Below are 23,343 nucleotides of genomic sequence, written 5' to 3'. Positions count from 1 at the left end.
CCCTCCAGCTGGAGGGTTTTTTATGCCATAGGGCTTTCAGTGAGTCGTCAGGCCTGCGGCGTTCATGAACATGCGCATCAGGCTGGCCACAATGAACAGCGCGCCGACGCTGCCCGCCCAGATCAAGGCCAACCAGCCGAGCCGCTGCCACAGCGGTTTTTTTTCGGCTTGCTCGATGTCGTGCAGGGAATGTTTGCCGGGCATGGCACATTTCTCCAATAAAGGTCGGATGGCGCCTGTGCTGACGCCATCGCGAGCAGGGGCCTAGTGATAACCATCCTCGTGAGTGACCTTGCCGCGGAACACGTAGTAGCTCCAGAAGGTATACCCCAGGATGAACGGGATGATGAACAGCGTGCCCACCAGCATGAAGCCTTGGCTTTGCGGGGGTGCGGCGGCGTCCCAGATCGAGATCGACGGCGGCACGATGTTCGGCCACAGGCTGATTCCCAGCCCGCTATAACCGAGGAAGATCAATACCAGCGTCAACAGGAATGGCGTGTAGTGCGCATTGCGCGCCACCGCGCGGATCAATCCGTAGAGGGTCACTAGCACCAGGATCGGCACCGGCAGGAACCAGAACAGGTTCGGCAAGGTGAACCAGCGCGCTGCAATCTCGGCGTGGGCCAGAGGAGTCCAGATGCTGACGACACCTATCACCGCCAGCAAGACGAACGCCAAGGGGCGCGCCAGATCGTGCATCTGTTCCTGCAACTTGCCTTCGGTCTTCATGATCAGCCAGGTGCAACCGAGTAAAGCATAGGCCACCACCAGCGCGGCGCCGCAGAACAGGGTGAAGGGGGTCAGCCAATCCAGCGAGCCGCCGGCAAACTGCCGATCGACCACCGGCAGGCCATCGATGAACGCCCCCAGCGCTACGCCCTGGAAGAACGTTGCGGCGATCGAACCGCCGATGAATGCCTTGTCCCACAAATGGCGCTTGTCGTCCTTGGCCTTGAAGCGGAATTCGAACGCCACGCCGCGGAAGATCAGCCCGATCAGCATGAAGATCAGCGGTAGATACAAGGCCGAGAGCACCACCGAATAGGCCAGCGGGAAAGCCCCGAACAACGCCGCACCGCCCAGCACCAGCCAGGTTTCGTTGCCGTCCCAGACCGGGGCGACGGTGTTCATCATCACATCGCGGTCGCTCTTGCCGGGAATGAACGGAAAGAGAATGCCGATACCGAGGTCGAAACCGTCCATGACCACGTACATCATGATGCCGAAGATGATGATCACGGCCCAGATCAGCGGAAGATCAATACCCATGATTCAAATCTCCTTGGTCACGGTGTGGTCGTGATCGGCGTGTTCATCGTCCGCTGCGGACAACGGACGCGCCGGCGTACGTTTCTGGCCGGGACCGCCTTCGTTGGTTTCCTTGCCTTCGTCGATCTTCGGCCCTTTGCGCACCAGGCGCATCATGTAGCCGAGACCTGCACCGAACAGCGCGAAATACACCACCACGAACAGGATCAAGGTGATGCTCATCTGCATGAAGCTATGGTTGGAGGACGCATCCGCCGTGCGCATCAGGCCGTAGACCACCCACGGCTGGCGACCGATTTCAGTGGTGAACCACCCGGCGAGGATCGCAATCAACCCGGACGGCCCCATCCACAACGCCAGGTAGAGGAAAGGCCGCGAGGTGTACAGCTTGTCGCGCTTGCGCAGCCACAGGCTCCACAGACCGGTGAAGATCATCAGCAAGCCAAGGCCGACCATGATCCGGAACGACCAGAACACAATGGTCGAATTCGGCCGATCCTCGGGTGGAAATTCCTTGAGCGCCGGCACCTGTTTATCCAGCGAGTGGGTCAGGATCAGGCTGCCCAGGTACGGAATCTCGACGGCGAATTTGGTCTTTTCTTCCTTCATGTCCGGCCAGCCGAACAGGATCAACGGAGTCGCCTCGTCGCCCTTGTTTTCCCAGTGGCCCTCGATCGCGGCGATCTTGGCCGGTTGATGCTCCAGCGTATTGAGGCCATGGAAGTCGCCGATGACCGCCTGGATCGGTGCGACGATCAAGGCCATCCACATCGCCATCGACAACATGGTGCGGATCGCCGGATTGTCCTTGCCGCGCAGCAGATGCCAGGCCGCCGAGGAACCCACGAAGAACGCCGTGGCGACAAACGCCGCCGTCGCCATGTGCATCAAGCGGTACGGAAAGGACGGGTTGAAGATCACCGCCAGCCAGTCGGTGGGAATCACCTGGCCGTTGATGATTTCAAACCCCTGGGGCGTTTGCATCCAGCTGTTGGAGGCGAGAATCCAGAAGGTCGAGATCAGCGTGCCAATGGCGACCATGACCGTGGAGAAGAAGTGCAGGCCGCGTCCGACCTTGTTCCAGCCGAACAGCATGACACCGAGGAAACCGGCTTCGAGGAAGAATGCCGTGAGCACTTCATAGGTCAGCAACGGACCGGTCACCGCGCCGGCGAAGTCCGAGAAGCGGCTCCAGTTGGTGCCGAACTGATAGGCCATGACCAGTCCGGAGACCACACCCATGCCGAAATTGACGGCAAAGATCTTCGACCAGAAATGGTAGAGGTCCCGGTAGGTGTCGTTATTGGTTTTCAGCCACAAGCCTTCGAGCACCGCCAGGTAACTCGCCAGGCCGATGGTGATGGCTGGAAACAGGATGTGGAACGAGATAGTGAACGCGAACTGAATTCGGGCGAGATCAAGTGCCTCTAAACCGAACATAAGTCTTCCTCTGTCAGGTAGTACGGCTGCGGGCTCGAAGCCTGCACCCACGGCCCCCACGGATATGGAGTGTGGCGAATCTCTGTTTGTTCTTTTTTTGTACGCATCACAACGCAGGGAGTCTGGCCTCATGGCCGCCGGATCAATTCCTTTTGTCGGTCTTGATCTGGATCAATCAACGATGAAAGAGTAGTCCCATTTACGGGGATGACCCGCGTGGTCTTTTGCCGCGTGACAAGTTGCCTCACGGCTTCAGTCACAGGTTGAAATGAATCAATGGAAGGCAGTGGACCAGAAGTCAGCGGAATCGATGCTTGGCTAACGAAATTTTCCCGCGCCGCAACTTCCTGTTACAGGTTGGTGATAATCTCGACCTTTCCCTCCCCAGACTTGCCTTCAAATGCCCAGCCAAGAGCCCTTGCTGTTACGTCACCATCGTCCTTTCATCGCCTTCTGGCTGGCCCGGGTTTTCACCGCCAGCGGTTTTCAGATGCTCACCGTGGCCATTGGCTGGAACCTCTACCAACTGACCGGCAACGTGCTCGACCTGGGCCTGGTCGGCCTCGTGGAGTTCGCGCCGCGCGTGCTGTTCATGCTGCACACCGGGCACGTTGCCGATCGCTACGACCGGCGCAAGGTCGCGGCCATCTGCCAGTCGCTGCAAGCCCTGATCGCCCTGTCGCTGGCCATCGGCAGCGCGACCGACCATGTCACTCGGGAAATGATCTTCATCCTTGCATTCCTGCTCGGCGCCGCGCGCTCCTTCGAAATGCCGACCACCCAAGCCTTGCTACCGAGCATCGTGCCCAGCGCACTGTTTCCCCGGGCCGTGGCCGCCGCGCAGTCGGCCCAGCAATCGGCGACCATCGTCGCCCCGGCACTCGGTGGCTTGCTCTACGCCTTCGGCAGCGTCTGGGTGTATGGCCCGACGGTGATCCTGTACATCATCGCCTGCGCACTGATGCTCAACCTGCCCGCCCGACAAACACCTCTGAACAAGGGCAAGGCCACTCTGGATTCACTCCTGGCGGGCATCCGTTTCATCCGCAGTCGCCCGGACATTCTCGGGGCAATCTCCCTTGACCTGTTCGCTGTCCTGCTGGGGGGTGCGACGGCATTGCTGCCGGTGTTCGCCAAGGACATTCTGTTGACGGGCCCGTGGGGCCTGGGCCTGCTGCGTTCGGCACCGGCGGTGGGCGCGCTGCTGATGTCGCTGTTCCTGGCGCGGTTTGCCGTGGAACGCAATGTCGGACGGGTGATGTTCACCGCTGTGGGGGTGTTCGGCGTCGCGACGATCGCCTTTGGCTTGTCGACTTCGTTCTGGTTCTCGCTGGCCGTGCTGGTGGTCCTCGGCGCGGCCGACATGATCAGCATGGTGATCCGCGCCTCGTTCGTGCAACTGGAAACCCCGGACGAAATGCGCGGCCGGGTGAGCGCCGTGAACGGGCTGTTCATTGGCGCTTCGAACCAATTGGGCGAATTCGAATCCGGCCTGACCGCCCACTGGTTCGGCACCGTGCCAGCAGTCGTCATGGGCGGTATCGGCACGCTGGTGGTGACAGGGACCTGGATCAAGCTCTTCCCGACCCTGGCCAACCGCGACCGGATGCATGTGCCGGTGGAAGAGGTAAAGGCCTGAGGCTGTTGCCATCACAATTTTGCCGACCAGGTGCAATACGTAATTAACGCATAGAGTGTAAGGTATCGCCTTACACATTCCCCACGGGAGGCAGAACATGCCCACGCACAACCCGCCGCACCCTGGTGAAACACTATTGATGGATGTATTGCCCGAGTTGGGCATCAGCGTCGCGGAACTTGCCCGGCATCTTGGGTTTGCGCGTCCTCACCTGTCGCGGGTACTGCATGGACATGCACCAGTCAGTCCGGATCTGGCCGTACGCCTGGAGCGCGCTGGAATCGGCAAGGCTCGCATGTGGCTAGGGGTCCAGACCGACTATGACCTATGGCAAGCAGAGCAGCGTGAGCAACCGCCCATCAAACCCATCGCCGCTCACGCCTGACGCCGTCTAAATCATCAACTCCCCCGCCACTGCCACCCGCGTGGCTTTGCCACACAACTGTTCCACCAGGGTCAGGGCAAACTCCAAAGCGCCACCCGACCCTTGGGCGGTGATGCAATTGCCGTCGACCACCACCGGTTGATCGACGAAGTTGCAGCCCGACAGTTGATGGCTGGCCGAGGGCAGGCAGGTCATGCGCCGCTGGCGCAGCACGCCGAAGGATTGCAGGGCTGTTGCGGGGGCTTCGGCAATGCCAGCGAACAGGCGACCTGCCGCGGCCTGGTCCTTGATCAGTTGCTGCAGGGGCTGATGGGCGCTCAGATGTTGCGTCCCTGTGGCACCGCCAGGCAGGACGATCAGATCGAACGGCTGGGCCAGCAGATCCACCAGCATCGCATCGCAGGTCAAGCGCGTACCTCGGGCACAGGTGAGCATGCGCCGTCCCTCGATGCTGGCAACCACTACCTCGACTTTTGCGCGGCGCAATACATCGATCAAGGTCACGGTCTGCAGGTCATCGGCGCCCTCGGCGAGGGTAATCAAGGCTCGAAAGGTCATGGGAACTATCCAGGGGATGGTTCTTGAAGCGTAGTCAGCTTTCCTGACGCCTGTTCGGGCCGCCGTCGTTACTTGATGTAAAGCTGGGTCGACAGCGTGTTGCCCGGCGCGTTGATCGAGGTATTGCTGAAGATGAACGTACCTTCCTGCTTACCTGCCAGATTGAAAATGTAAAGGTTGCCGACGATCCTGGTCCTTTGCGAGCAGTCGGTCAGGTTGCCGTTGTCATAAGCGCAAACCGGCGTGCGGGTGCCGTCCACTTCGAAGCCATCGAGCGCGGCATGGGGCTGGCTGCGACCGTAGCCCACTTCCAGCACATAGATCCTGATGTTGGGCCCCGCGTGGTTGCAGCGGGTCTGTGTCTGCCCTTCGTCAATCGTCTCGAAACCACAACCCGGCGACTCGACCTTGAGCACTTTTACCTGGGTCAACGGCGGTGCCGATGCCGCCGAGGCGGATTGTGCCGCCAGCGCCAGCAGCATCAAGACAGCGGACATGATCGTCAGACGCTTTTTCATCCAATTGCCACCCAAAAAAACCAGCGCGCAGTATGGCGGGTTTGGACTGAACACAAAACATCGACGACGATCACCGCCATAAGCAGCCATAACCCCACGCTGCTGGTATGATGCGCGGCTTTTTCCGGCCCACAGTATTTTCCCAGGCGCGTTCAGCGGTCTGTGCTTTGCTGTTGAGGTCGATACATTCACGGCGCCGGGCGCGCCACGGGGAGCAGACATGCTGGAAAGGCTGTTTCAACTCAAGGCACACAACACCAACGTGCGGACCGAGATTCTGGCGGGCGTCACGACTTTCTTGGCCATGGCCTACATTCTGTTCGTCAACCCGAGCATCCTCGGCGAGACCGGCATGGACAAGGGTGCGGTGTTCGTCGCCACCTGTCTGGCAGCCGCCATCGGCTCCACAGTCATGGGCCTGATCGCCAACTACCCGATCGCGCTCGCGCCGGGCATGGGCCTGAACGCCTTCTTCACCTACACCGTGGTCCTGCACATGGGCCATACCTGGCAAGTGGCGCTGGGGGCGGTGTTCATCTCGGCGGTGTGCTTCTTCCTGTTGTCGATCTTCCGTATCCGGGAATGGATCATCAACAGTATTCCGCTGCCGCTGCGTTCGGCGATTGCGGCCGGTATCGGCCTGTTCCTGGCGCTGATCGCCCTGCACAACGCCGGTATCGTGGTGAGCAACCCGGCGACCATGGTCGGCCTCGGTGACCTCAAGCAACCGGCACCCATCCTCGCCACCCTGGGTTTTGCCCTGATCGTCGCCCTCGAAGCCCTCGCCGTGCGGGGTGCAGTGCTGATCGGTATCCTGGTGGTGACCATCGCTTCCATCGTCATGGGCTTCACCCCGTTCGGCGGCGTCATGTCGATGCCGCCGTCGCTGGCCCCGACCTTCCTGCAACTGGACATCAAGGGCGCACTGGACATCGGTCTGGTTAGCGTGATCTTCGCTTTCCTGTTCGTCGACCTGTTCGACAACTCCGGCACCCTGATCGGCGTCGCCAAGCGCGCCGGGCTGATGGGCAAGGACGGCCACATGCCGAAAATGGGCCGCGCACTGATCGCCGACAGTACCGCCGCAATGGCCGGTTCCCTGCTGGGCACCTCGACCACGACCAGCTACATCGAATCCGCTGCGGGCGTGAGTGCGGGCGGCCGCACCGGCCTGACCGCTGTCGTCGTGGCGATGCTGTTCCTGCTGGCGCTGTTCTTTTCGCCACTGGCCGCCAGCGTTCCCGCGTTCGCCACGGCCCCAGCGCTGCTGTTCGTCGCCGTGCTGATGACATCCGGCCTGGCCGAAATAGACTGGGACGACATCACCGTCGCCGCGCCGGTCGTCATTACCGCGCTGGCCATGCCATTCACTTATTCCATCGCCAATGGCATCGCCTTCGGTTTCATTGCCTGGACCGCCATCAAACTGATGTCCGGTCGTGGCCGTGAGCTGAACCCGGCGCTGGTGATCCTGTCGATTCTGTTCGTGATCAAGCTCGGTTGGTTCAACGCATGACTTTTGATTCCCAGGCCTACACCGTCCAGCTCGAAGAAAAGGTCACACGCCTGCGTGACCTGCTGGCCCCATTCGACGCGCCCGAGCCTGTGGTCTTCGACTCGCCGCTGCAGAACTTCCGCCTGCGTGCCGAATTCCGCCTGTGGCGCGAAGCCGGCGAGCGCCACTACGCAATGTTTTCCCAGGAAGACAAACGCACGCCGATCCTGATCGAAGAGTTCCCGATCGCCAGCCAGCGCATCAATCAATTGATGCCGCAGCTCAAGGCCGCCTGGCAAGCCAGTGCGCCTTTGAGTCACAAGCTGTTCCAGGTGGAGTTTCTGACGACCCTGGCCGGCGATGCGATGATCACCCTGTGTTATCACCGCCCGCTGGACGAGCATTGGCATGCAGCCGCGAGCAAACTGGCGGCGGACCTGAACGTCAGCATCATCGGCCGCTCCAAGGGCAAGCGCGAAGTCATCGGTCACGATTACGTAGTCGAGCAGCTGGAGGTCGGCGGCCGCACCTTCAGCTACCGCCAACCGGAAGGCGCGTTCACCCAGCCCAACGGCACCGTGAACCAGAAGATGCTCAACTGGGCGTACGACGCCCTCGGCGATCGCCCTGACGATTTGCTGGAGTTGTACTGCGGCAACGGCAACTTCACCCTGCCGCTCGCGACCCGCGTGCGCAAGGTGCTGGCCACCGAAATCAGCAAGACCTCGGTCAACGCGGCGTTGAGCAACCTCAGCGAAAACGCTGTGGATAACGTCACGCTGGTGCGTTTGTCCGCCGAAGAGCTGACCGAAGCCTTGAACGAAGTGCGCCCGTTCCGCCGCCTGCAGGGCATCGACCTGAAAAGCTACGAGTTCGGCAGCGTCTTCGTCGACCCGCCCCGCGCCGGCATGGATCCGGACACCTGCGACTTGACCCGACGCTTCGACAACATCCTCTACATTTCCTGCAACCCGCAAACCCTGGCGGACAACATCGCCCAGTTGCACGACACCCACCGCATCACCCGATGCGCGATGTTCGACCAGTTCCCATGGACGCATCACATGGAATCCGGGGTGTTGTTGACCCGGCGGTGATTGCTGTGGCCACAAACAAATCAGCCGTCATCACGACGGCTTTTTTGTGGGCGTTCAAACCACGACGTCGACTTTGCGTGGACGTCCACCTTTCCTGCCATTGGCCCTCGCCGCCTCGGCCTTGGCGGCGCTGCTCTGCCGACCGTTGCGCGAAGCAATCACCGAAGCCGCCATCGCCATCAATGGCTCGCTGGCCGAGATCATTCCGGCGATAGAGATCTGCAGGTCCTTGCCTTCGTGGCAGAGCGCGGTGCCGGTAAAACCCACCTCGAAACCAGCAAAATCCTCGATCTCGAATCCATCGAACTCAGGGTAATTTCCAACTGGCAGCAACACCCCGCTGCCATCTTCGAAGCTGACCGCCAGACACGGAGCCTGAAAGGTTACCGACGTCGCCTGCAGCCCGCTGCTTTGGCGAGACTTGCCTCGTTCAATCGCTCGATCAAGGCGGGCCTCTGTCACCGGCCGATCTATCTGGACCTTGGCTTTTACCGTTTTCATAACTCGATCTCCACACATTCCTGTGCACCTATCAGGGATAACCGCGTCCGGTTCGTTTGCGGCTCATACAAAGCCGAACCAATCATGTTGGTGGTACTGACAATCCTCTTCACCACAACGACCTCTCCGGTTTGCCAATCCCACAATTGATTATCAAGGCAGGCCGTTTGCAGTTTTCGCCACCAGATGCGACGAGCACGCAGCAAATGGGCAGGCAGCTTGAGCGATTGGCGCAACCCCTCAAGTACCGCAATCGGTGGCCGACGCGAGAGTGGAACCACATCCCAGAGTTCGACACCGTTGTGCCAAAAGCTGAATCTGAAACGCGCACTCCACGCGCCTGCCTCCACATGTGCGTGAGGAGGACAATGTTCATCACGCAGCATGATCACCACCGAGAGCCCTTTGTAGCTGCATATCTTCATGCTAACCCATCCGTTAGGTTAATGAGTCGAAAGATTCGACATTCCTGGGGAAAACTGACGACCGGTGCCTCGAACACTCAATCGTCAATACGCCTCTGAGACTAGCGTTCAGCGGCGCCCTGGGCCGATGGAGGCCCCGGTAAAATCGTAAGCATTGCTTTCACGCACCCCACAAAAAAGCCGTCGCTGGGACGGCTGTCTTTTGAAGGTCCTGCATCTCCCTGAAATACTGATTTAATGAGTTCATTTGATCCCCGGTGCAATCAATCATGCAGCGACAATTCGACGATCTTCAATTGGGCAGCATCGAGCTTTTTTGCCTGGCTGCCGAAGCCGGCAGCTTCACTGCCGCCGCACTGGTGGCGGGCGTCACACCGGCCGCGGTGAGCCGTTCGGTGTCGCGTATGGAAGAACGCCTTGGCGTGCGGTTGTTTGCACGCACCACCCGCAGCGTCAAGCTGACCGACAGCGGTCGGCGCTACTACGAAGAATGCCGCCAGGCACTGGCGCAACTGGTCGAAGCCCAGCGCGAGGTCATGGGCCAGCAACAGGTACCTTCAGGAACCTTGCGCATCAGCATCCCGACCACTTATGCCCACCACCGCATCCTGCCGTTGCTGCCGGCCTTTCGCGCGCGCTTTCCGGCGGTGAAGGTCGAGTCGCACATCAGTAATCGCAACATCGATTTCGTCGGCGAAGGTTATGACATGGCGATCCGTGTGCGCGCTATTCCGGACTCCGGCCTGATCGCCCGGCAGCTTGAAGATGCCGCGCTGGTGATGATTGCCAGCCCCGAATACCTCAAGCGGGCCGGCACGCCGCAAACCCTCGACGACCTGCAACAGCACGAGTGCATTCAATACGAACTGCCCAGCAGCGGCCGGCGCATTGCCTGGTTGTTCAATGACGGTGGCATACAGCGCGAAATTCTCGCCGAGGGCAACTTCAGTTGTTCCGACGATGTATTGGGTGGCGTGACCCTGGCGAAACATGGTGCGGGGTTGTTCCAGACCTATCGATTTATCGTCGAGAAGGAACTGGCCAATGGCTCGCTGGTGGAAGTGCTCAAACCTTATGGGGGGCGTTCGCGGCCGTTTACCCTGCTCTACCCGCAAAGTCGTCATATGCCCCTGCGGTTGCGCGCGTTCATCGACTTCCTGGTGGAGCAGTTGCCACGCTGAAACGAAACCGTCCGATCACCGCACACAAAAGAACCGTATGCGGGCGGTCCAATTGACCAAATTAACCATCTGGTACATTTTATCTCCACAGGCCGAGACCTTGGCCAACGCCAAAAATAATAAGTGGAGAAACCTTGATGTCCCCTATCATTCTGGTGCTCAACGGCCCGAATCTGAACCTGCTTGGTACCCGTGAACCGGCGACTTACGGCCACGAAACCCTGGCTGATATTTCCGCCATGTGTGGCCGAGCCGCCGAAGAGTTCGACCTGGCGGTGGAGTTTCGCCAGACCAACCACGAAGGCGAACTGCTCGACTGGATTCATGCCGCCCGCGGCCGTTGTGCCGGGATAGTGATCAACCCGGCCGCCTGGACGCACACTTCGGTGGCGATCCGCGATGCGCTGGTCGCCAGCGAACTGCCGGTGATCGAAGTGCACCTGTCCAACGTGCATGCCCGTGAGCAATTTCGGCACCACTCCTTCGTCTCGGGCATTGCTACGGCGGTAATGGCCGGTTTTGGCAGCCATGGCTATCGCCTGGCACTGGAGCATTTCAGCCAACGTCTGAAGGGGTGAGCGTGATGAGCAAGAATCAAACCGTACTGGCAGGCCTGATCGGCGCCGGCATCCAGGCTTCCCGCACCCCTGCCCTGCACGAGCATGAAGGCGATGCCCAGGATTTGCGTTATCTGTATCGCCTGATCGATCTCGATCAACTGCAACTCGACAGCAACGCCCTGCCCGAGCTGCTGCTGGCTGCCGAACGCATGAACTACACCGGCCTGAACATCACCTTTCCGTGCAAGCAGGCGATCATCCCGCTGCTCGACGAACTGTCGCCAGAAGCCCGTGGCATTGGCGCGGTGAACACCGTGGTGTTGAAAGACGGCAAACGCATCGGCCATAACACCGATTGCCTGGGGTTTGCCGAAGGTTTTCGGCGTGGCTTGCAAGGCGTTGCCGTTGAGCGCGTCGTACAAATGGGCGCCGGCGGCGCTGGTGCAGCAGTGGCCCACGCGTTGTTGAGCGAAGGCGTACAACAACTGAGCATTTTCGATGTGGAAATCAGCCGCGCACAGAGCCTGGCGGACAACCTCAATCAGCATTTCGGCAGTAACCGCGCGGTGGCCGGTCATGACCTGGCACTGACCCTGGCCGAGGCTGATGGCCTGGTCAACACCACGCCCATGGGCATGAAAAAACTGCCAGGCATGCCGGTGCCGGTCGAGTTGCTTCGGGCTGAGTTGTGGGTGGCGGAGATTGTCTATTTCCCGCTGGAAACCGAACTGCTGCGTAATGCCCGCGCCCTGGGCTGCCGAACGCTGGATGGCGGCAACATGGCGGTGTTCCAGGCGGTAAAGGCATTCGAATTGTTCAGCGGCGTGGTGCCGGATGCGCAGCGGATGCTGGCGCATTTTCAGAGCATGATTGGTTAAAGATCAAAAGATCGCAGCCTTCGGCAGCTCCTACAAGGCTGCGATCTTTTCAGGCCTGCAGATATCGCAGGACCGACTCGCAAATCATCTCCCGATGACGCTGCTTGATGCTCTCGTCCGGCAAGTCGATCTGAAAGATCTCGCCGAAAGTGTGGCGGTTCGACACGCGATAGAAGCAGAACGAACTGATCAGCAAATGCACATCCAACGGATCAAGCCCTGTGCGGAACAGCCCTTGCTCGGCACCGCGACGCAGGATCTCGCCCAGTGAATCAAGGATGGTGTTGTTCATGGCCTTGATTGCATCGGAGCGTTTCACGTATTCGGCGTTGTGAATGTTCTCGATGCTGACGATGCGCACGAAATCGACGTTGCGGTCATGGTGATCGAAGGTGAACTCCACCAGCCGCCGAATCGCCTCGACGGGCGGCAGTTCCGCCAGGTGCAGCCGGTTTTCGGTATTGCGGATATCGCCGTAGAGCTTCTCCAGCACCTCGACGTAGAGCTGTTCCTTACTGCCGAAGTAGTAATAGATCATGCGCTTGGACGTGTGGATGCGCTCGGCGATGGCATCGACTCGAGCCCCGGAAAGCCCTTGCTGAACGAACTCGACAATCGCCTCCTGCAGAATGTTCTCGCGGGTTTTTTCCGGATTGTTCTTGCGACTCTTGCGCGGTTCGGCAACCGGTTGATCGGGTGCTGCGGAGAGTTCTGAAGTCATTGTCATTGCGGGCTCACGGCCATCACTGCACAGGCTGGCGATTATGAGCCGCGCCGCACAGTGAAGGAAGCCGTGCGGCAGCGGTTTGTCGGTGTGGTTACGATTTTCCTACAACTTTGTCTGACGCACCGCACCGCTGCGGGATTTGGCCATGGCTGCCAGGCGCACCGCCACGTTGGCAGCGCCGTAACCGGCATAACCGTTCTTGCGCTGAATGATCTCGAAGAAGAACCGCCCTTCGAACGGTTCGGTGTACACGTGGAACAGCTCACCGCCCTGGGCATCACGGTCGTACAGCACGTTGTAATAGGCCAGTTCGCTGAGAAACTCGTCGTCAAAATCGAAGCGCGCCGCCAGGTCATCGTAGTAGTTGAGCGGAATATCCAGCAGCGGCACGCCCGCCGCCTTGGCGCGACTGACTTCGGCAAAGATGTCATCGCAATCAAACGCGATGTGGTGCACGCCGGAGCCGCGATAACTCGACAACGCGTGTGAGATGGCGGTGTTGCGGTTTTCGGAAATATTCAGCGGCAGGCGAATCGAACTGTCACGGCTGCGCAGCGCGCGGCTCTTCACCAGACCATAAGGATCTGGCAGCACCACTTCGTCATCGGCCTCGAAGTCCAGCAGGCTCTTGTAGAACAGCACCCAACTGTCGAGGCTGTCGGCGGGCAGCGCCATGGCCATGTGGTCGATGCGCTTGAGGCCACCGCCGGTCACTACGGCCGGTTGCAGGTTGAAGTCGGTACCATAGACATCGGCGTCTTGATCGACGAGGTAGATCAGGCTGCCATCCGGCGCGCGCACGGCGGCCAGTTCCAATTCATTGGGACCGACCAATCCGCGATACGGCTGGCCTTTGTAGGCCACGGCCCTGGCCAGCGCGCTGGCACTGTCCTTGACTCGCACGGCGGTGGCGCACAACGATGGACCATGGGCCTCGAAGAAACTGTGGGCGAACGAGTACGGTTCGGAGTTGAGGATCAGGTTGATATCGCCCTGGCGCAGCAGGCTGACGCTCTTGGAGCGATGCTCCCCGGCCTTGACGAAACCCAGCCGCTCCAGCCAATGGGAGAGCTTGGCGCCGAGGCTTTCGTCCACGGCGAACTCGAGAAACTCGATGCCGTTGTATTCGCTGGCCTTCGGCGTCTCGAACAGAATCTCGGGGTTGGCCGTTGGTTTGGCTTCCTGGGCCAGGCGCTCGCGGGTTTTCTCTTCCAGGTACAGCAACGAGCGCAAACCGTCGGCAGCGTTGGCTCGAGGCGGCGCGGCGCGGAAACCGTCGTTGAAGATCTCCAGCGACAGTGGCCCGGTATAGCCACTCTTGATGATCGGCGCGAGGAAACCCGGCAAATCGAATTCGCCCTGGCCCGGGAAGCAGCGGAAATGCCGGCTCCACTCCAGCACGTCCATGGCCAGGATCGGGGCATCGGCCATTTGCACGAAGAAAATCTTGTCACCGGGAATCTCGGCGATGGCGCTCGGGTCGCCCTTGAGCGACAGCGTATGGAAGCTGTCGAGCAATACGCCGAGGCTCGGATGATCGGCCTGACGGACGATGTTCCACACCTGTTGCCAGGTATTGACGTGGCGTCCCCAGGCCAGCGCTTCGTAACCGATACGCAGGCCTCGCGCGCCGGCGCGTTCGGCCAGCAGGCGCAAGTCGTCGACCAGGATCTGTTCATCACCGATGGAGTCGGCCGAGGCGTTGCTGCACACCAGCACCAGGTCGGTGCCCAGCTCCTGCATCAGGTCGAACTTGCGCTCGGCCCGCTCAAGGTTGCGCGACAGACGGTCACGGCGGCAGCCTTCAAAATCCCGAAATGGTTGAAACAGCGTGATGGCGATCCCGAGATCGGCGCACATCTGTTTAATTTCTCGCGGGCTGCCGTCGTAGTAGAGAAGGTCATTCTCGAAGATCTCCACGCCGTCGAAACCGGCGGCGGCAATGGCTTCGAGTTTTTCCGGCAGGGTACCGCTCAAGGACACGGTGGCAATGGAACGCTGCATATTTCGACTCCCGGTGATGGAGGCAATCTTGTTAGGGGTATCGCACGCTTGTTGCAGCGGCCCCGCTGCCGGGAATGGCGGTCTCACGGACGCCATCGCCGGCAAGCCGGGCTCCTACAGGGATTGCGTTTAGCTTTGAATGAATTATTGGCCTGGTGATTCCTCACGGCAATTCAAAGTGTACTATCCAGTTAGTTTTTCGTGCGATTATCGAACAAAATGGCCGTTAGCGAATTGACGATTTTTCGTCCACTGCGCAACATCAACACCACATTGGGTCCGGTCATGAATCATCGGTTCCAGTTAACAAGACCCTGAACACCACATAAAAATTTCAAAAAACGGGTATACGCTCATGCGCTCATTAAACGCCTTGCTCGATTACACCACCGTCATTACGCCTTGCCTGGCGTCCATCCGAACCCCGCGCACCGCTGGCACCCACGTGCCGCTCGCTGAATAACTCGTCAGCCGACGAACACAGCCGATCAGTCCAACCGCGCCCGTCGCCCTCGATTGATCACGCGCCCTTGAAGTCCCGACGAGCTTCGCTTGTCAGTCATTGAACGGATGGCACAGATGAATCCTACACATAGCTCACGCATGGCTCCGGCCATGAGCGCTGCCACTGGCGGCATCGGCGACAAGATCCGCGGCGCCATGGCTGTCGGCAAAACCCGTTGGGGCATGCTGGCGCTGGTGTTTTTCGCCACCACCCTGAACTACATCGACCGCGCCGCCCTGGGCGTCATGCAGCCAATCCTGGCCAAGGAAATGAGCTGGACGGCGATGGACTACGCCAACATCAACTTCTGGTTCCAGGTCGGCTACGCCATCGGATTCGTGCTGCAAGGCCGCCTGATCGACCGGGTCGGCGTCAAGCGCGTGTTCTTCTGCGCCGTGCTGCTCTGGAGCCTGGCGACCGGCGCCCACGGCCTGGCCACTTCGGCGGTCGGCTTCATGGTGTGCCGCTTCATCCTCGGCCTGACCGAAGCCGCCAACTACCCGGCCTGCGTGAAGACCACGCGCCTGTGGTTCCCGGCCGGCGAGCGCGCGGTGGCCACCGGTATTTTCAACGCCGGGACCAACGTCGGCGCCATGTTCACACCGATGTTGCTGCCACTGATTCTCCACGTGTGGGGCTGGCAGGCGGCGTTCCTGTGCATGTCGGCACTGGGCGGGATCTGGCTGGTATTCTGGGGCCTGAAGTACTTCAACCCGGAAGATCACCCACGCGTCAAACAGTCGGAACTGGACTACATCCAGAACGAAGTGGAACCGGAACAAGTCCGCGTACCCTTCTCGAAAATCCTGCGCATGCGCGGCACCTGGGCCTTCGCCCTTGCCTACTCGATCACAGCGCCGGTGTTCTGGTTCTACCTGTACTGGCTGCCACCGTTCCTCAACCAGCAATACAACCTGGGCATCAACGTGACCCAGATGGGCATCCCGCTGATCATCATCTACCTCACCGCCGACTTCGGCAGTGTCGGTGGCGGGATCCTCTCCTCGTTCCTGATCGGCCGCGGCGTCAATCCGATCAAGGCGCGCCTGATGTCCATGTTCCTGTTCGCCTGCTGCATCATCGGCGTGATCATGGCGGCCGGCTCCAGCAACCTGTGGGTCGCAGTGGCCGCCATTTCCCTGGCCATCGGTGCGCACCAGGCCTGGACCGCGAACATCTGGAGCCTGGTGATGGACTACACGCCCAAGCACATGATGAGTACGGTGTTCGGTTTCGGCGGCATGTGTGCGGCGATTGGCGGGATGTTCATGACCCAGCTGGTCGGCCACATCCTGACTGTCACCAACAACAACTACACCGTGCTGTTCACCCTGATCCCGGCGATGTACTTCATCGCGCTGATCTGGATGTACTTCATGGCCCCGCGCAAGATTCCGAAAGTAGAAGGCTGATGTTCCCTCGGCGCAGGCCCGGTTTCGGGCCTGCGCTTTTTTTTGCCTGTTGTTCAGGAGCGATCAGCGACGGCTTTGCTGCCAGGCCGCCGCCAGGCCACTGCAGCAGATCACGGCGATCCCGACGACGGTGGTCAGAGTCGGCGTGTGGGAAAACAGCAGCCAGCCCAGCAGGCCGGCAAACACGATCTGACAATAGCTGAAAGGCGCCAGCAAGGCTGGCGCCGCATGGCGGAAGGCCTGGGTCAGGAACAGGTGCGCCGTCATCCCGCAGGCACCCAGCGCCAGCATCATCGCGCCGTGCAGCAAGGTCGGTACCTGCCAGAAGAACGGCACCAGCGCACTCATGACCAGGGTGTTGCACAGCCCGGCAAAGAAGTTGCTGGTGGTCGGGCTGTCGATCTCACTGAGCTTGCGGGTCAGCAATTGGTAGAAGCAGAAAAACAATGCCGAGCACAACGGCAACAACACCGCCAGGGTGAACAGATCCCCACCGGGGTGCACGATGATCAGCACCCCTATAAACCCGCAGATCACCGCCAGCCATTGGCCACGGGTGACCTTCTCCCCAAGCAACGGCACCGACAGCGCGGTCACCAGCACCGGTGCCAGGAAGTTAACCGACGTTGCCTCGGCCAGCGGGATGTACATCAATCCCGTGGTGAAAAACAGGCTGGTGCCCAGCAGGCACAAGGCCCGAATCAGTTGCAGCAACGGCCGCTTGGTCCGCAGCACGCGCAGCCCGGATTGCGGCAGGAATATCCCGGCCATCAGCAAGGTGTGCACCACATAACGCGCCCAGACCACCATGACAATCGGATAGAACCCGGAAAGGTACTTCGACAGGGCGTCATGGCTGGAAAACAGGAAGGTTGCGACAACGATCAGCAGGATCCCTTTGAAGGGCTGATTGACGCCGGAAAGCGGGGTGCTGACGGTCATTGGGGTTCCTTGTTCAAATCAAAAGCGTCGCGGGACCTATGTCAGCCGCGCCAGCAATTCACGGGTTTTGCTCAATGCCATCTGCGCCCGATCCAGCCCGCTCACGCCCTGCTCCAGCAGTTGCACGGTGGGAATCTCCAGGCTCAATGGAATGTTAGCCGGCAAACACCGCAACAGCCCCGGCAAATCACAATCGCCATCGCCGGGAAAACGCCGTTCATTACGCGCCTGCCGCAAGATCTCTGCCATGACGGCCGGCCTGGGCCCCGCCACGTCGCACAACTGCGCATACCGTAACCGCGAGGGGGCAACCCTGGCCAGATCTTCCAGCCGCGACCCGGAGCGATCGAAGTGAAAGGCGTCGACCAGCACCGCCGCATTTTCACGCCCCGCCCTTTCGACGATGCGCACGGCTTGCTGCAGATCGCGCGCGTCGGTCCAGGGCATGAACTCCAGGTGCGGGTGCAGCCCGTAAGGCGCCGCCAGATCACACAGCCTGGCGAAATTCTCGGTCATTCGCTGCTCGTCAGGATCGTTGCCGGCCACCAGCAATTCAGTGGCACCGAATTCGGCGCCCACCGCCAGCACTTGCTCGAAATCGGCCACCAGGGTGTCCGGTTTCAGCCGCAGGATTTCCACATCCAGGACACGAATGCCGGTGTCGCGCAGACGCGCCAGGGTCTGGCGCCGCAGATCGCCATCCGCCACCAGCGCGAAATGGTGTTCCTGCGGCGTCGCCGGCACCAGGCGCAAGCCAACATGGCTGTAACCGGCCCGCGCCGCGACCTCGACCATGTCCGGTGGTGACAACTCCAGCACGGTAAGACTGGCCAGGGAAAAGATTCGTTCACTCATGCTCAATCCTCGATCAGGGCCGGTGCGCAGGCGCGCCCGGTTTCAGCGGCCTGGCGAATCGCCTCGACCAGCGCCAGGGTGCGGGCTGCGTCAGCGGCGCTGACCAGCGGCTCGACCTGCCCACGCGCCACGCGCACGAAGTGCTGCAACTGCAAGCGCAGCGCGGGTTCAACACTGAAAGGCTCGTTCGTCGACGCCAGGGGTTGATGCCAGCCACCGTCGGCTTGCGTGTAGTGCCAGTGCTTGAGCTGCGGGATACTGAGCGCCCCGGCGGTTCCCGCCAGCAAATAGCACGGCTGGTCGGCCTGGCGTGGATACACCGGGTTCTCTCCGGAGCCCAACTCCCAACTCCAGGGCGCTGCCACCGCATCGGACCCGGTCAGGCTGCCCAGCGCACCGTTGTCGAATTGCAGCAGCACGGCCCCGCAATCCTCGTTGGCAAACCCGCGCACGGCGTTGCTGGTGATGGCCTGCACCTGGCGCACTTCACCGCACAAATGCCGGAGTAGATCGAGGTCGTGGATCAGGTTGGTCAACAACATGCCCGCACCGGGCTCACGGCGCCAGGCCGTTTCGAAATAACTGTCGGGTTTGCGCAATTGCCAGAGTGCGGTGACGGTGCTCAACCGGCCCAACGCGCCGCTGTGGACAAGTTCATGGGCGCGGACGATCAACGGGTTGTGGCGTCGATGATGGCCGACCAGCACGGGAACGCCGCTCGACTTCGAGGCAGCCACCAACTCCCGGGCCTCATCCAGGTGCACACCCACCGGCTTTTCCAGCAACACTGGTACCCCGGCAGCCAGGCAATCGAGCGCGGTGCTGACGTGCAGCGTATTCGGGTTGGCGATAATGACCGCCTCCGGCTTTGCCTGCTCCAGCATCTGACGATGATCGGCGAAATACCCTACTCCCCATTCTCTCGCGAGGCCCGGCGCTTGCGGGCCGGGGTCGGCCACTGCACACAAGGTCGCTTCAGTCAGGATTTTCAACTGCTGGTAATGCTGCTGGCCCATGTTGCCAGTGCCGATCAGGGCTATACGCAATGGTGAACTCAAGGTGCGGTCCTCTTGTGTTATTGTTGGAATCAACAATTTAGAACCTGGTTCCAGATTCTTACACAAGCACGCATTGAAAGTGTTCGAACAGCGCACAGCTTTGGCAAGCTCAACGCCAGCCAAAATGTGGGAGCGGGCTTGCTCGCGAAGAGGGTGTATCAATCAACATTTCCGTTGCATGACACACCGCATTCGCGAGCAAGCCCGCTCCCACAGGGGATTGTACAGGCCTCAGGGAAATAGCTCTGACGCCAGACTCGCCGCCGACAACTCATCGGTAAACGCCAACAACAACGGCGCCAGTTCATGCAGCCGCGCCCCCGGTAGCCGCGCACTCGGCCCGGCGATGCTGAGCACGCCGATCACCCGTCCATCACCGGGATGTCGCACCACCGCGGCAATCGCCGAGGTACCCACCGCCGAACTTTCCTCGACACACGCATAGCCCTGCTCCCGTGCCAGGCGCAACCGTTCAAGCAATTCAATGTTGGACCTGGGGGCATTCGGGCCCAGCTCCAATGGCCGGTCCGCCGCCTGGCGCTCCACCAGCGACAAGGCTTCGGCATCGCTCATGCAAGCCAGCCAGGCATGACCGGAGGCGGTGTAGAACAGCGGCGCATCCCGCCCCATGTCCGGGTCGTAACGCAGACCGGAACGAGCCCCCTGCGACTTGGCGATCCAGGTCTGGCGCTCGCCTTCGATGACCCCCAGGCGCACCAGTTCGCCGGTTTCCTGAGCCAGCCGGTCGAGCACCGGCTGCACGATATCCGCACCGCTGCTCGACAGATAACGGAAGCCCATCGCCACCAGCCGGGTCGACAGGTGATAACGCAAGTTCTCCGGATTCTGGCGCACATAGCCGAGCCGGATCAGCTCAGCCAGCAAGCGATGGGTGGCACTCTTGGGGATGTCCAATTGCTCTGCCAGCACCTGCATCGGCAGGCCGCGAGGGTCGCTGGTGAGGCTTTCAAGCACACTGAAAACACGTTCGATCTGACTGCCGGCCATGGGGGTATCCACGCAAAATTTGCTCGATTCTAGAAGACAACCAGAGGAATGCGAAATCTGGAACTGACTGTCCGATAACCGCCCGCTTTACTCAGCATCGACTTGCCGGCTCTCTGCAGCCCTCATATATTTTCTGGAACCAGATTCCACAATAATAAACAGCGGAGTTCAATCAATGCCTGCCCAACCCCTTCCCGACATCGATTGCGATGTGCTGATCGTCGGCTCCGGTGCGGCCGGACTGGCAACGGCCGTGACGGCGGCATGGCATGGCCTGAAGGTGATAGTGGTGGAAAAAGACCCGGTATTGGGCGGTGCCACCGCCTGGTCCGGCGGCTGGGCCTGGGTACCGTGCAACCCCCTGGCCCGACGAGCCGGTATCGTCGAGGACGTTGAACTGCCGCGCACTTACTTGAAACACGAACTGGGCGATCAGTATGACCCGGCAATGATCGATGCCTTCCTCGAGGCCGCTCCGCGCATGGTGGCGTTCTTCGAACAACACACCTCGCTGCAATTCGCCGACGGCAATGCGATCGCCGACATTCATGGCGACACGCCCGGCGCCGGCACCGGTGGGCGTTCGGTGATCGCCGCGCCCTATGACGCGCGCAACGTCGGCAAGCTGCTCAAGCGCCTGCGCAAAACCATGCGCGAAACAGCCTTCATGGGCATGCCGATCATGGCGGGGGCCGACCTCACCGCGTTTCTCAACCTGACCCGCTCGTTGTCGGCGGCCTGGCACGTTACCCGGCGTTTCACTCGCCATCTGTTCGACCTCGCCGTGCATGGCCGGGCGATGCAGCTGGTCAACGGCGTGGCGCTGGTGGCGCGCCTGGCGAAATCCGCCGATGATCTTGGCGTGTTGCTGTGGGAGTCGGCACCGGTCACCGAGTTGCTGCACGAGAACAATCAGGTAAAGGGCGCGGTCGTTCGCACCGGCAAAGGTTCGATCCGCATCAAGGCACGCAGGGCGGTGGTGCTCGCGGCCGGCGGTTTCGCCAATGACATCGAACGGCGTAAGGCCCTGTTCCCCCGCACACCGACCGGACACGAACACCTGGCACTGCCGCCCCTCGGCGTGTCCGGCGATGGCCTGCGACTGGGCGAGAGCGTCGGCGCCCGGGTCGACACCAACCAGGCATCGCCTGTGGCCTGGGCACCGGTGTCACGCGTGCCCTATCGCGATGGCAGCAGCGGCCACTTCCCGCACATCATCGAACGCGGCAAGCCGGGGATCATCGGCGTGCTGAGCAATGGCCAGCGCTTCGTCAACGAAGCCAACGGCTATTACGACTATGTGACGGCCATGGTCGCCAGCGCCCCGCCCGGCGAAGAAGTGGCGTCCTGGCTGATCTGCAGCCATGGCTTCCAGCGACGTTATGGCCTGGGTATTTCCCGGCCGTTTCCGGTACCGCTGTCGTCCTTTATCCGCAGCGGTTATCTGAAAACCGGCAACACCCTGGAAGAATTGGCCCAAGCCTGCGGCATCGACCCGATCGGCTTGTGCACCACCGTGTCGGACTACAACCGGCACGCCCAAAACGGCCAGGACCCACAGTTCGGCCGCGGATCAACGCCCTACAACCGCAAACAGGGGGATGCGCGCCAACAGCCCAACCCCTGCGTCGCACCCATCGAACAAGGTCCGTTCTATGCCGTGAAAGTCGAACCGGGCTGTTTCGGCACCTTTGCCGGACTCAAGGTCAATCAACACGCCCAGGTCCTCGACGACTCGGGGCAGGCCATCAGCGGCCTGTATGCGGCGGGAGCCGACATGGCCAGCATCATGGGCGGCCACTACCCCGCCGGCGGCATCAACCTGGGGCCGGCGCTGACATTCGGCTACATCGCCGCACGCCATATCGCCGGCATCAGCGCTTATGAAAAGGAGATCGACCATGCAACACATCGTTAACGCACAGGGCTTGAACATGCCCAAGCTCGGCCTCGGCACCTGGCCAATGCTCGGTGAAGAATGCACCCGGGCCGTGGAACAGGCCCTGGCACTGGGTTATCGCCACGTCGATACCGCTGCGGCCTACAACAATGAGGACGCTGTCGGTCAGGCACTGTTGAATAGCCCCACACCCCGTGAACAGATCCACGTCACCAGCAAAGTCTGGTGGGACCAGCTGCAACCCGATGCCATGCGCCATTCCATGGACCGCAGCCTCAAGGCTCTGCACAGCGATTACATTGACCTCTTCATGATCCACTGGCCCGGCACCGATTGGGACTTGCCGCGCACGATCGAAACCCTGGTGTCCTTCAAGGAACAGGGGTTGGCGCGCAACATCGGCGTGGCGAATTTCCCGCTGCCCCTGCTGCGCAAAGTGGTCGAGGAACTGGGCGCACCGCTGTCAGCCATTCAGGTGGAATACCACGTGCTGCTCGGACAAAACGCACTGCTGGACTACGCCCGTCAAAATGACCTGGCACTGACAGCTTATTCGCCGCTGGCACGCAACAAGGTCTCGGATGTTCCGGCTATCCAGCAAATTGCTGCCAGACACGGAGTACTGCCGACCCAGGTCGCACTCAAGTGGCTGCTGGATCAACCGAACGTGGCCGCCATCCCCAAGGCCAGCAGCAAGGCCAACCAAATAGCCAACCTGGAAGCGTTCGCAGTCAATCTGGATGATCAGGATCGTGCGCTGATTGCCGGCTTGTCCAAGCGTGAGAGGCAAGTCAGTCCGGACTTTGCGCCCGTGTGGGACGCGTTCGATCGATAACCGCGAAAAGGCCACTTTTGATGTGCGACACCCGTCGCAATGACTGTGGCTTACCAAACCTTACACATTTCACCCACACGCCTTGGCCAGTGCGGTTATTCATAGACCCGGCGCTACACGCCCCACCCATCTATGAGAGACCGCCAAC

At 60.8% G+C, this 23,343-nt stretch carries 23 protein-coding genes; 10 read left to right on the top strand and 13 right to left on the bottom strand.

The features are described 5' to 3' along the window. Positions 1-36: 36 nt before the first annotated feature. Genes SOP85_RS06295 through SOP85_RS06285 form a run of 3 tightly spaced genes read right to left on the bottom strand, consistent with a single transcriptional unit; the run spans position 37 to position 2,712 of the window. On the bottom strand, positions 37-204 hold the full coding sequence (locus SOP85_RS06295) for a DUF2474 domain-containing protein (protein WP_323608308.1): 168 nt from the start codon (positions 202-204) through the stop codon (positions 37-39). A 60-nt stretch (positions 205-264) separates the two neighbouring features. Beyond that, positions 265-1,272 (bottom strand): cytochrome d ubiquinol oxidase subunit II, encoded by a 1,008-nt coding sequence (gene cydB / locus SOP85_RS06290; protein ID WP_274074512.1) that lies wholly within the window; start codon positions 1,270-1,272, stop codon positions 265-267. 3 nt (positions 1,273-1,275) lie between these two features. Further along, positions 1,276-2,712, bottom strand: coding sequence for a cytochrome ubiquinol oxidase subunit I (locus SOP85_RS06285; protein WP_274074511.1), 1,437 nt, complete (start codon positions 2,710-2,712; stop codon positions 1,276-1,278). Positions 2,713-3,112: 400 nt separating this feature from the next. Here SOP85_RS06285 and SOP85_RS06280 point away from each other — a divergent pair, with 400 nt between their 5' ends. Together SOP85_RS06280 and SOP85_RS06275 are read left to right on the top strand one after the other, a co-directional pair. Beyond that, the gene (locus SOP85_RS06280) at positions 3,113-4,351 is read left to right on the top strand and encodes an MFS transporter (protein WP_274074510.1); all 1,239 of its coding nucleotides are present in this window, start codon (positions 3,113-3,115) and stop codon (positions 4,349-4,351) included. 97 nt (positions 4,352-4,448) lie between these two features. Continuing rightward, a complete protein-coding gene (locus tag SOP85_RS06275; protein ID WP_274074509.1) occupies positions 4,449-4,736 on the top strand; it encodes a HigA family addiction module antitoxin in 288 nt (95 codons plus the stop codon). 6 nt (positions 4,737-4,742) lie between these two features. Here SOP85_RS06275 and SOP85_RS06270 read toward each other — a convergent pair whose 3' ends face one another. Beyond that, positions 4,743-5,294 carry a DJ-1 family glyoxalase III gene (locus SOP85_RS06270; RefSeq protein ID WP_323626415.1) on the bottom strand — a complete coding sequence of 184 codons (552 nt, stop codon included), beginning with the start codon at positions 5,292-5,294 and terminating at the stop codon, positions 4,743-4,745. A 68-nt stretch (positions 5,295-5,362) separates the two neighbouring features. Next, positions 5,363-5,812 (bottom strand): DUF4879 domain-containing protein, encoded by a 450-nt coding sequence (locus tag SOP85_RS06265; RefSeq protein ID WP_274074605.1) that lies wholly within the window; start codon positions 5,810-5,812, stop codon positions 5,363-5,365. A gap of 220 nt (positions 5,813-6,032) precedes the next feature. On the opposite strand from SOP85_RS06265, the gene SOP85_RS06260 reads away from it, so the two are divergent. Next, on the top strand, positions 6,033-7,328 hold the full coding sequence (locus SOP85_RS06260; RefSeq protein WP_274074507.1) for an NCS2 family permease: 1,296 nt from the start codon (positions 6,033-6,035) through the stop codon (positions 7,326-7,328). Next, positions 7,325-8,404, top strand: coding sequence for a tRNA (uridine(54)-C5)-methyltransferase TrmA (trmA, locus tag SOP85_RS06255; protein WP_323626414.1), 1,080 nt, complete (start codon positions 7,325-7,327; stop codon positions 8,402-8,404). Before SOP85_RS06260 ends, trmA begins: the two co-directional genes overlap by 4 nt. A gap of 54 nt (positions 8,405-8,458) precedes the next feature. Here the strand turns inward: trmA and SOP85_RS06250 are convergent, their stop codons facing one another. Beyond that, positions 8,459-8,905: a DUF2442 domain-containing protein gene (locus SOP85_RS06250; RefSeq protein WP_323626413.1), complete on the bottom strand. Its 447-nt coding sequence runs from the start codon at positions 8,903-8,905 to the stop codon at positions 8,459-8,461. Further along, a complete protein-coding gene (locus tag SOP85_RS06245) occupies positions 8,902-9,330 on the bottom strand; it encodes a DUF4160 domain-containing protein (protein WP_323608312.1) in 429 nt (142 codons plus the stop codon). The genes SOP85_RS06250 and SOP85_RS06245 overlap by 4 nt, the downstream gene beginning before the upstream one ends. A 269-nt stretch (positions 9,331-9,599) precedes the next feature. Between SOP85_RS06245 and SOP85_RS06240 the strand changes: the two genes are divergently transcribed. From SOP85_RS06240 to SOP85_RS06230, 3 genes are all read left to right on the top strand, one after another. Then, complete coding sequence (locus tag SOP85_RS06240) at positions 9,600-10,511, top strand: LysR family transcriptional regulator (RefSeq protein ID WP_274074504.1); 912 nt, start codon at positions 9,600-9,602, stop codon at positions 10,509-10,511. Between the two features lie 137 nt (positions 10,512-10,648). After that, positions 10,649-11,089 carry a type II 3-dehydroquinate dehydratase gene (gene aroQ / locus SOP85_RS06235; protein ID WP_274074503.1) on the top strand — a complete coding sequence of 147 codons (441 nt, stop codon included), beginning with the start codon at positions 10,649-10,651 and terminating at the stop codon, positions 11,087-11,089. Positions 11,090-11,094: 5 nt separating this feature from the next. After that, positions 11,095-11,949 carry a shikimate dehydrogenase gene (locus SOP85_RS06230; RefSeq protein WP_323626412.1) on the top strand — a complete coding sequence of 285 codons (855 nt, stop codon included), beginning with the start codon at positions 11,095-11,097 and terminating at the stop codon, positions 11,947-11,949. Between the two features lie 49 nt (positions 11,950-11,998). On the opposite strand, the gene SOP85_RS06225 is transcribed toward SOP85_RS06230, so the two are convergent. Both SOP85_RS06225 and quiC read right to left on the bottom strand, forming a co-directional pair. Beyond that, the gene (locus tag SOP85_RS06225; RefSeq protein WP_274074501.1) at positions 11,999-12,676 is read right to left on the bottom strand and encodes a TetR/AcrR family transcriptional regulator; all 678 of its coding nucleotides are present in this window, start codon (positions 12,674-12,676) and stop codon (positions 11,999-12,001) included. Positions 12,677-12,778: 102 nt separating this feature from the next. Continuing rightward, positions 12,779-14,680 (bottom strand): 3-dehydroshikimate dehydratase QuiC, encoded by a 1,902-nt coding sequence (gene quiC, locus SOP85_RS06220; protein ID WP_274074500.1) that lies wholly within the window; start codon positions 14,678-14,680, stop codon positions 12,779-12,781. Positions 14,681-15,259: 579 nt separating this feature from the next. Here quiC and SOP85_RS06215 point away from each other — a divergent pair. Beyond that, a complete protein-coding gene (locus SOP85_RS06215) occupies positions 15,260-16,597 on the top strand; it encodes an MFS transporter (protein WP_406591190.1) in 1,338 nt (445 codons plus the stop codon). 63 nt (positions 16,598-16,660) lie between these two features. Here SOP85_RS06215 and SOP85_RS06210 read toward each other — a convergent pair whose 3' ends face one another. The 4 genes from SOP85_RS06210 to SOP85_RS06195 form a co-directional block, all read right to left on the bottom strand. Next, a complete protein-coding gene (locus SOP85_RS06210) occupies positions 16,661-17,539 on the bottom strand; it encodes a DMT family transporter (protein ID WP_323626411.1) in 879 nt (292 codons plus the stop codon). Positions 17,540-17,575: 36 nt separating this feature from the next. Next, positions 17,576-18,394 (bottom strand): sugar phosphate isomerase/epimerase family protein, encoded by an 819-nt coding sequence (locus SOP85_RS06205; protein WP_323626410.1) that lies wholly within the window; start codon positions 18,392-18,394, stop codon positions 17,576-17,578. 2 nt (positions 18,395-18,396) lie between these two features. Continuing rightward, positions 18,397-19,452, bottom strand: coding sequence for a Gfo/Idh/MocA family protein (locus SOP85_RS06200; protein WP_323626409.1), 1,056 nt, complete (start codon positions 19,450-19,452; stop codon positions 18,397-18,399). 231 nt (positions 19,453-19,683) lie between these two features. Beyond that, on the bottom strand, positions 19,684-20,460 hold the full coding sequence (locus SOP85_RS06195; RefSeq protein WP_323626408.1) for an IclR family transcriptional regulator: 777 nt from the start codon (positions 20,458-20,460) through the stop codon (positions 19,684-19,686). A 175-nt stretch (positions 20,461-20,635) separates the two neighbouring features. Between SOP85_RS06195 and SOP85_RS06190 the strand changes: the two genes are divergently transcribed. Both SOP85_RS06190 and SOP85_RS06185 read left to right on the top strand, forming a co-directional pair. Beyond that, positions 20,636-22,378, top strand: coding sequence for an FAD-dependent oxidoreductase (locus SOP85_RS06190; protein WP_323626407.1), 1,743 nt, complete (start codon positions 20,636-20,638; stop codon positions 22,376-22,378). After that, positions 22,362-23,195, top strand: a complete 834-nt coding sequence (locus SOP85_RS06185) for an aldo/keto reductase (RefSeq protein ID WP_274074495.1) — start codon at positions 22,362-22,364, stop codon at positions 23,193-23,195. The genes SOP85_RS06190 and SOP85_RS06185 overlap by 17 nt, the downstream gene beginning before the upstream one ends. The last annotated feature ends 148 nt before the right edge of the window (positions 23,196-23,343 follow it).

This window comes from Pseudomonas sp. YuFO20 (assembly GCF_035064975.1).
Lineage (GTDB): Bacteria > Pseudomonadota > Gammaproteobacteria > Pseudomonadales > Pseudomonadaceae > Aquipseudomonas > Aquipseudomonas putida_AE.
This window is presented reverse-complemented; position numbering and strand designations above follow the sequence as displayed.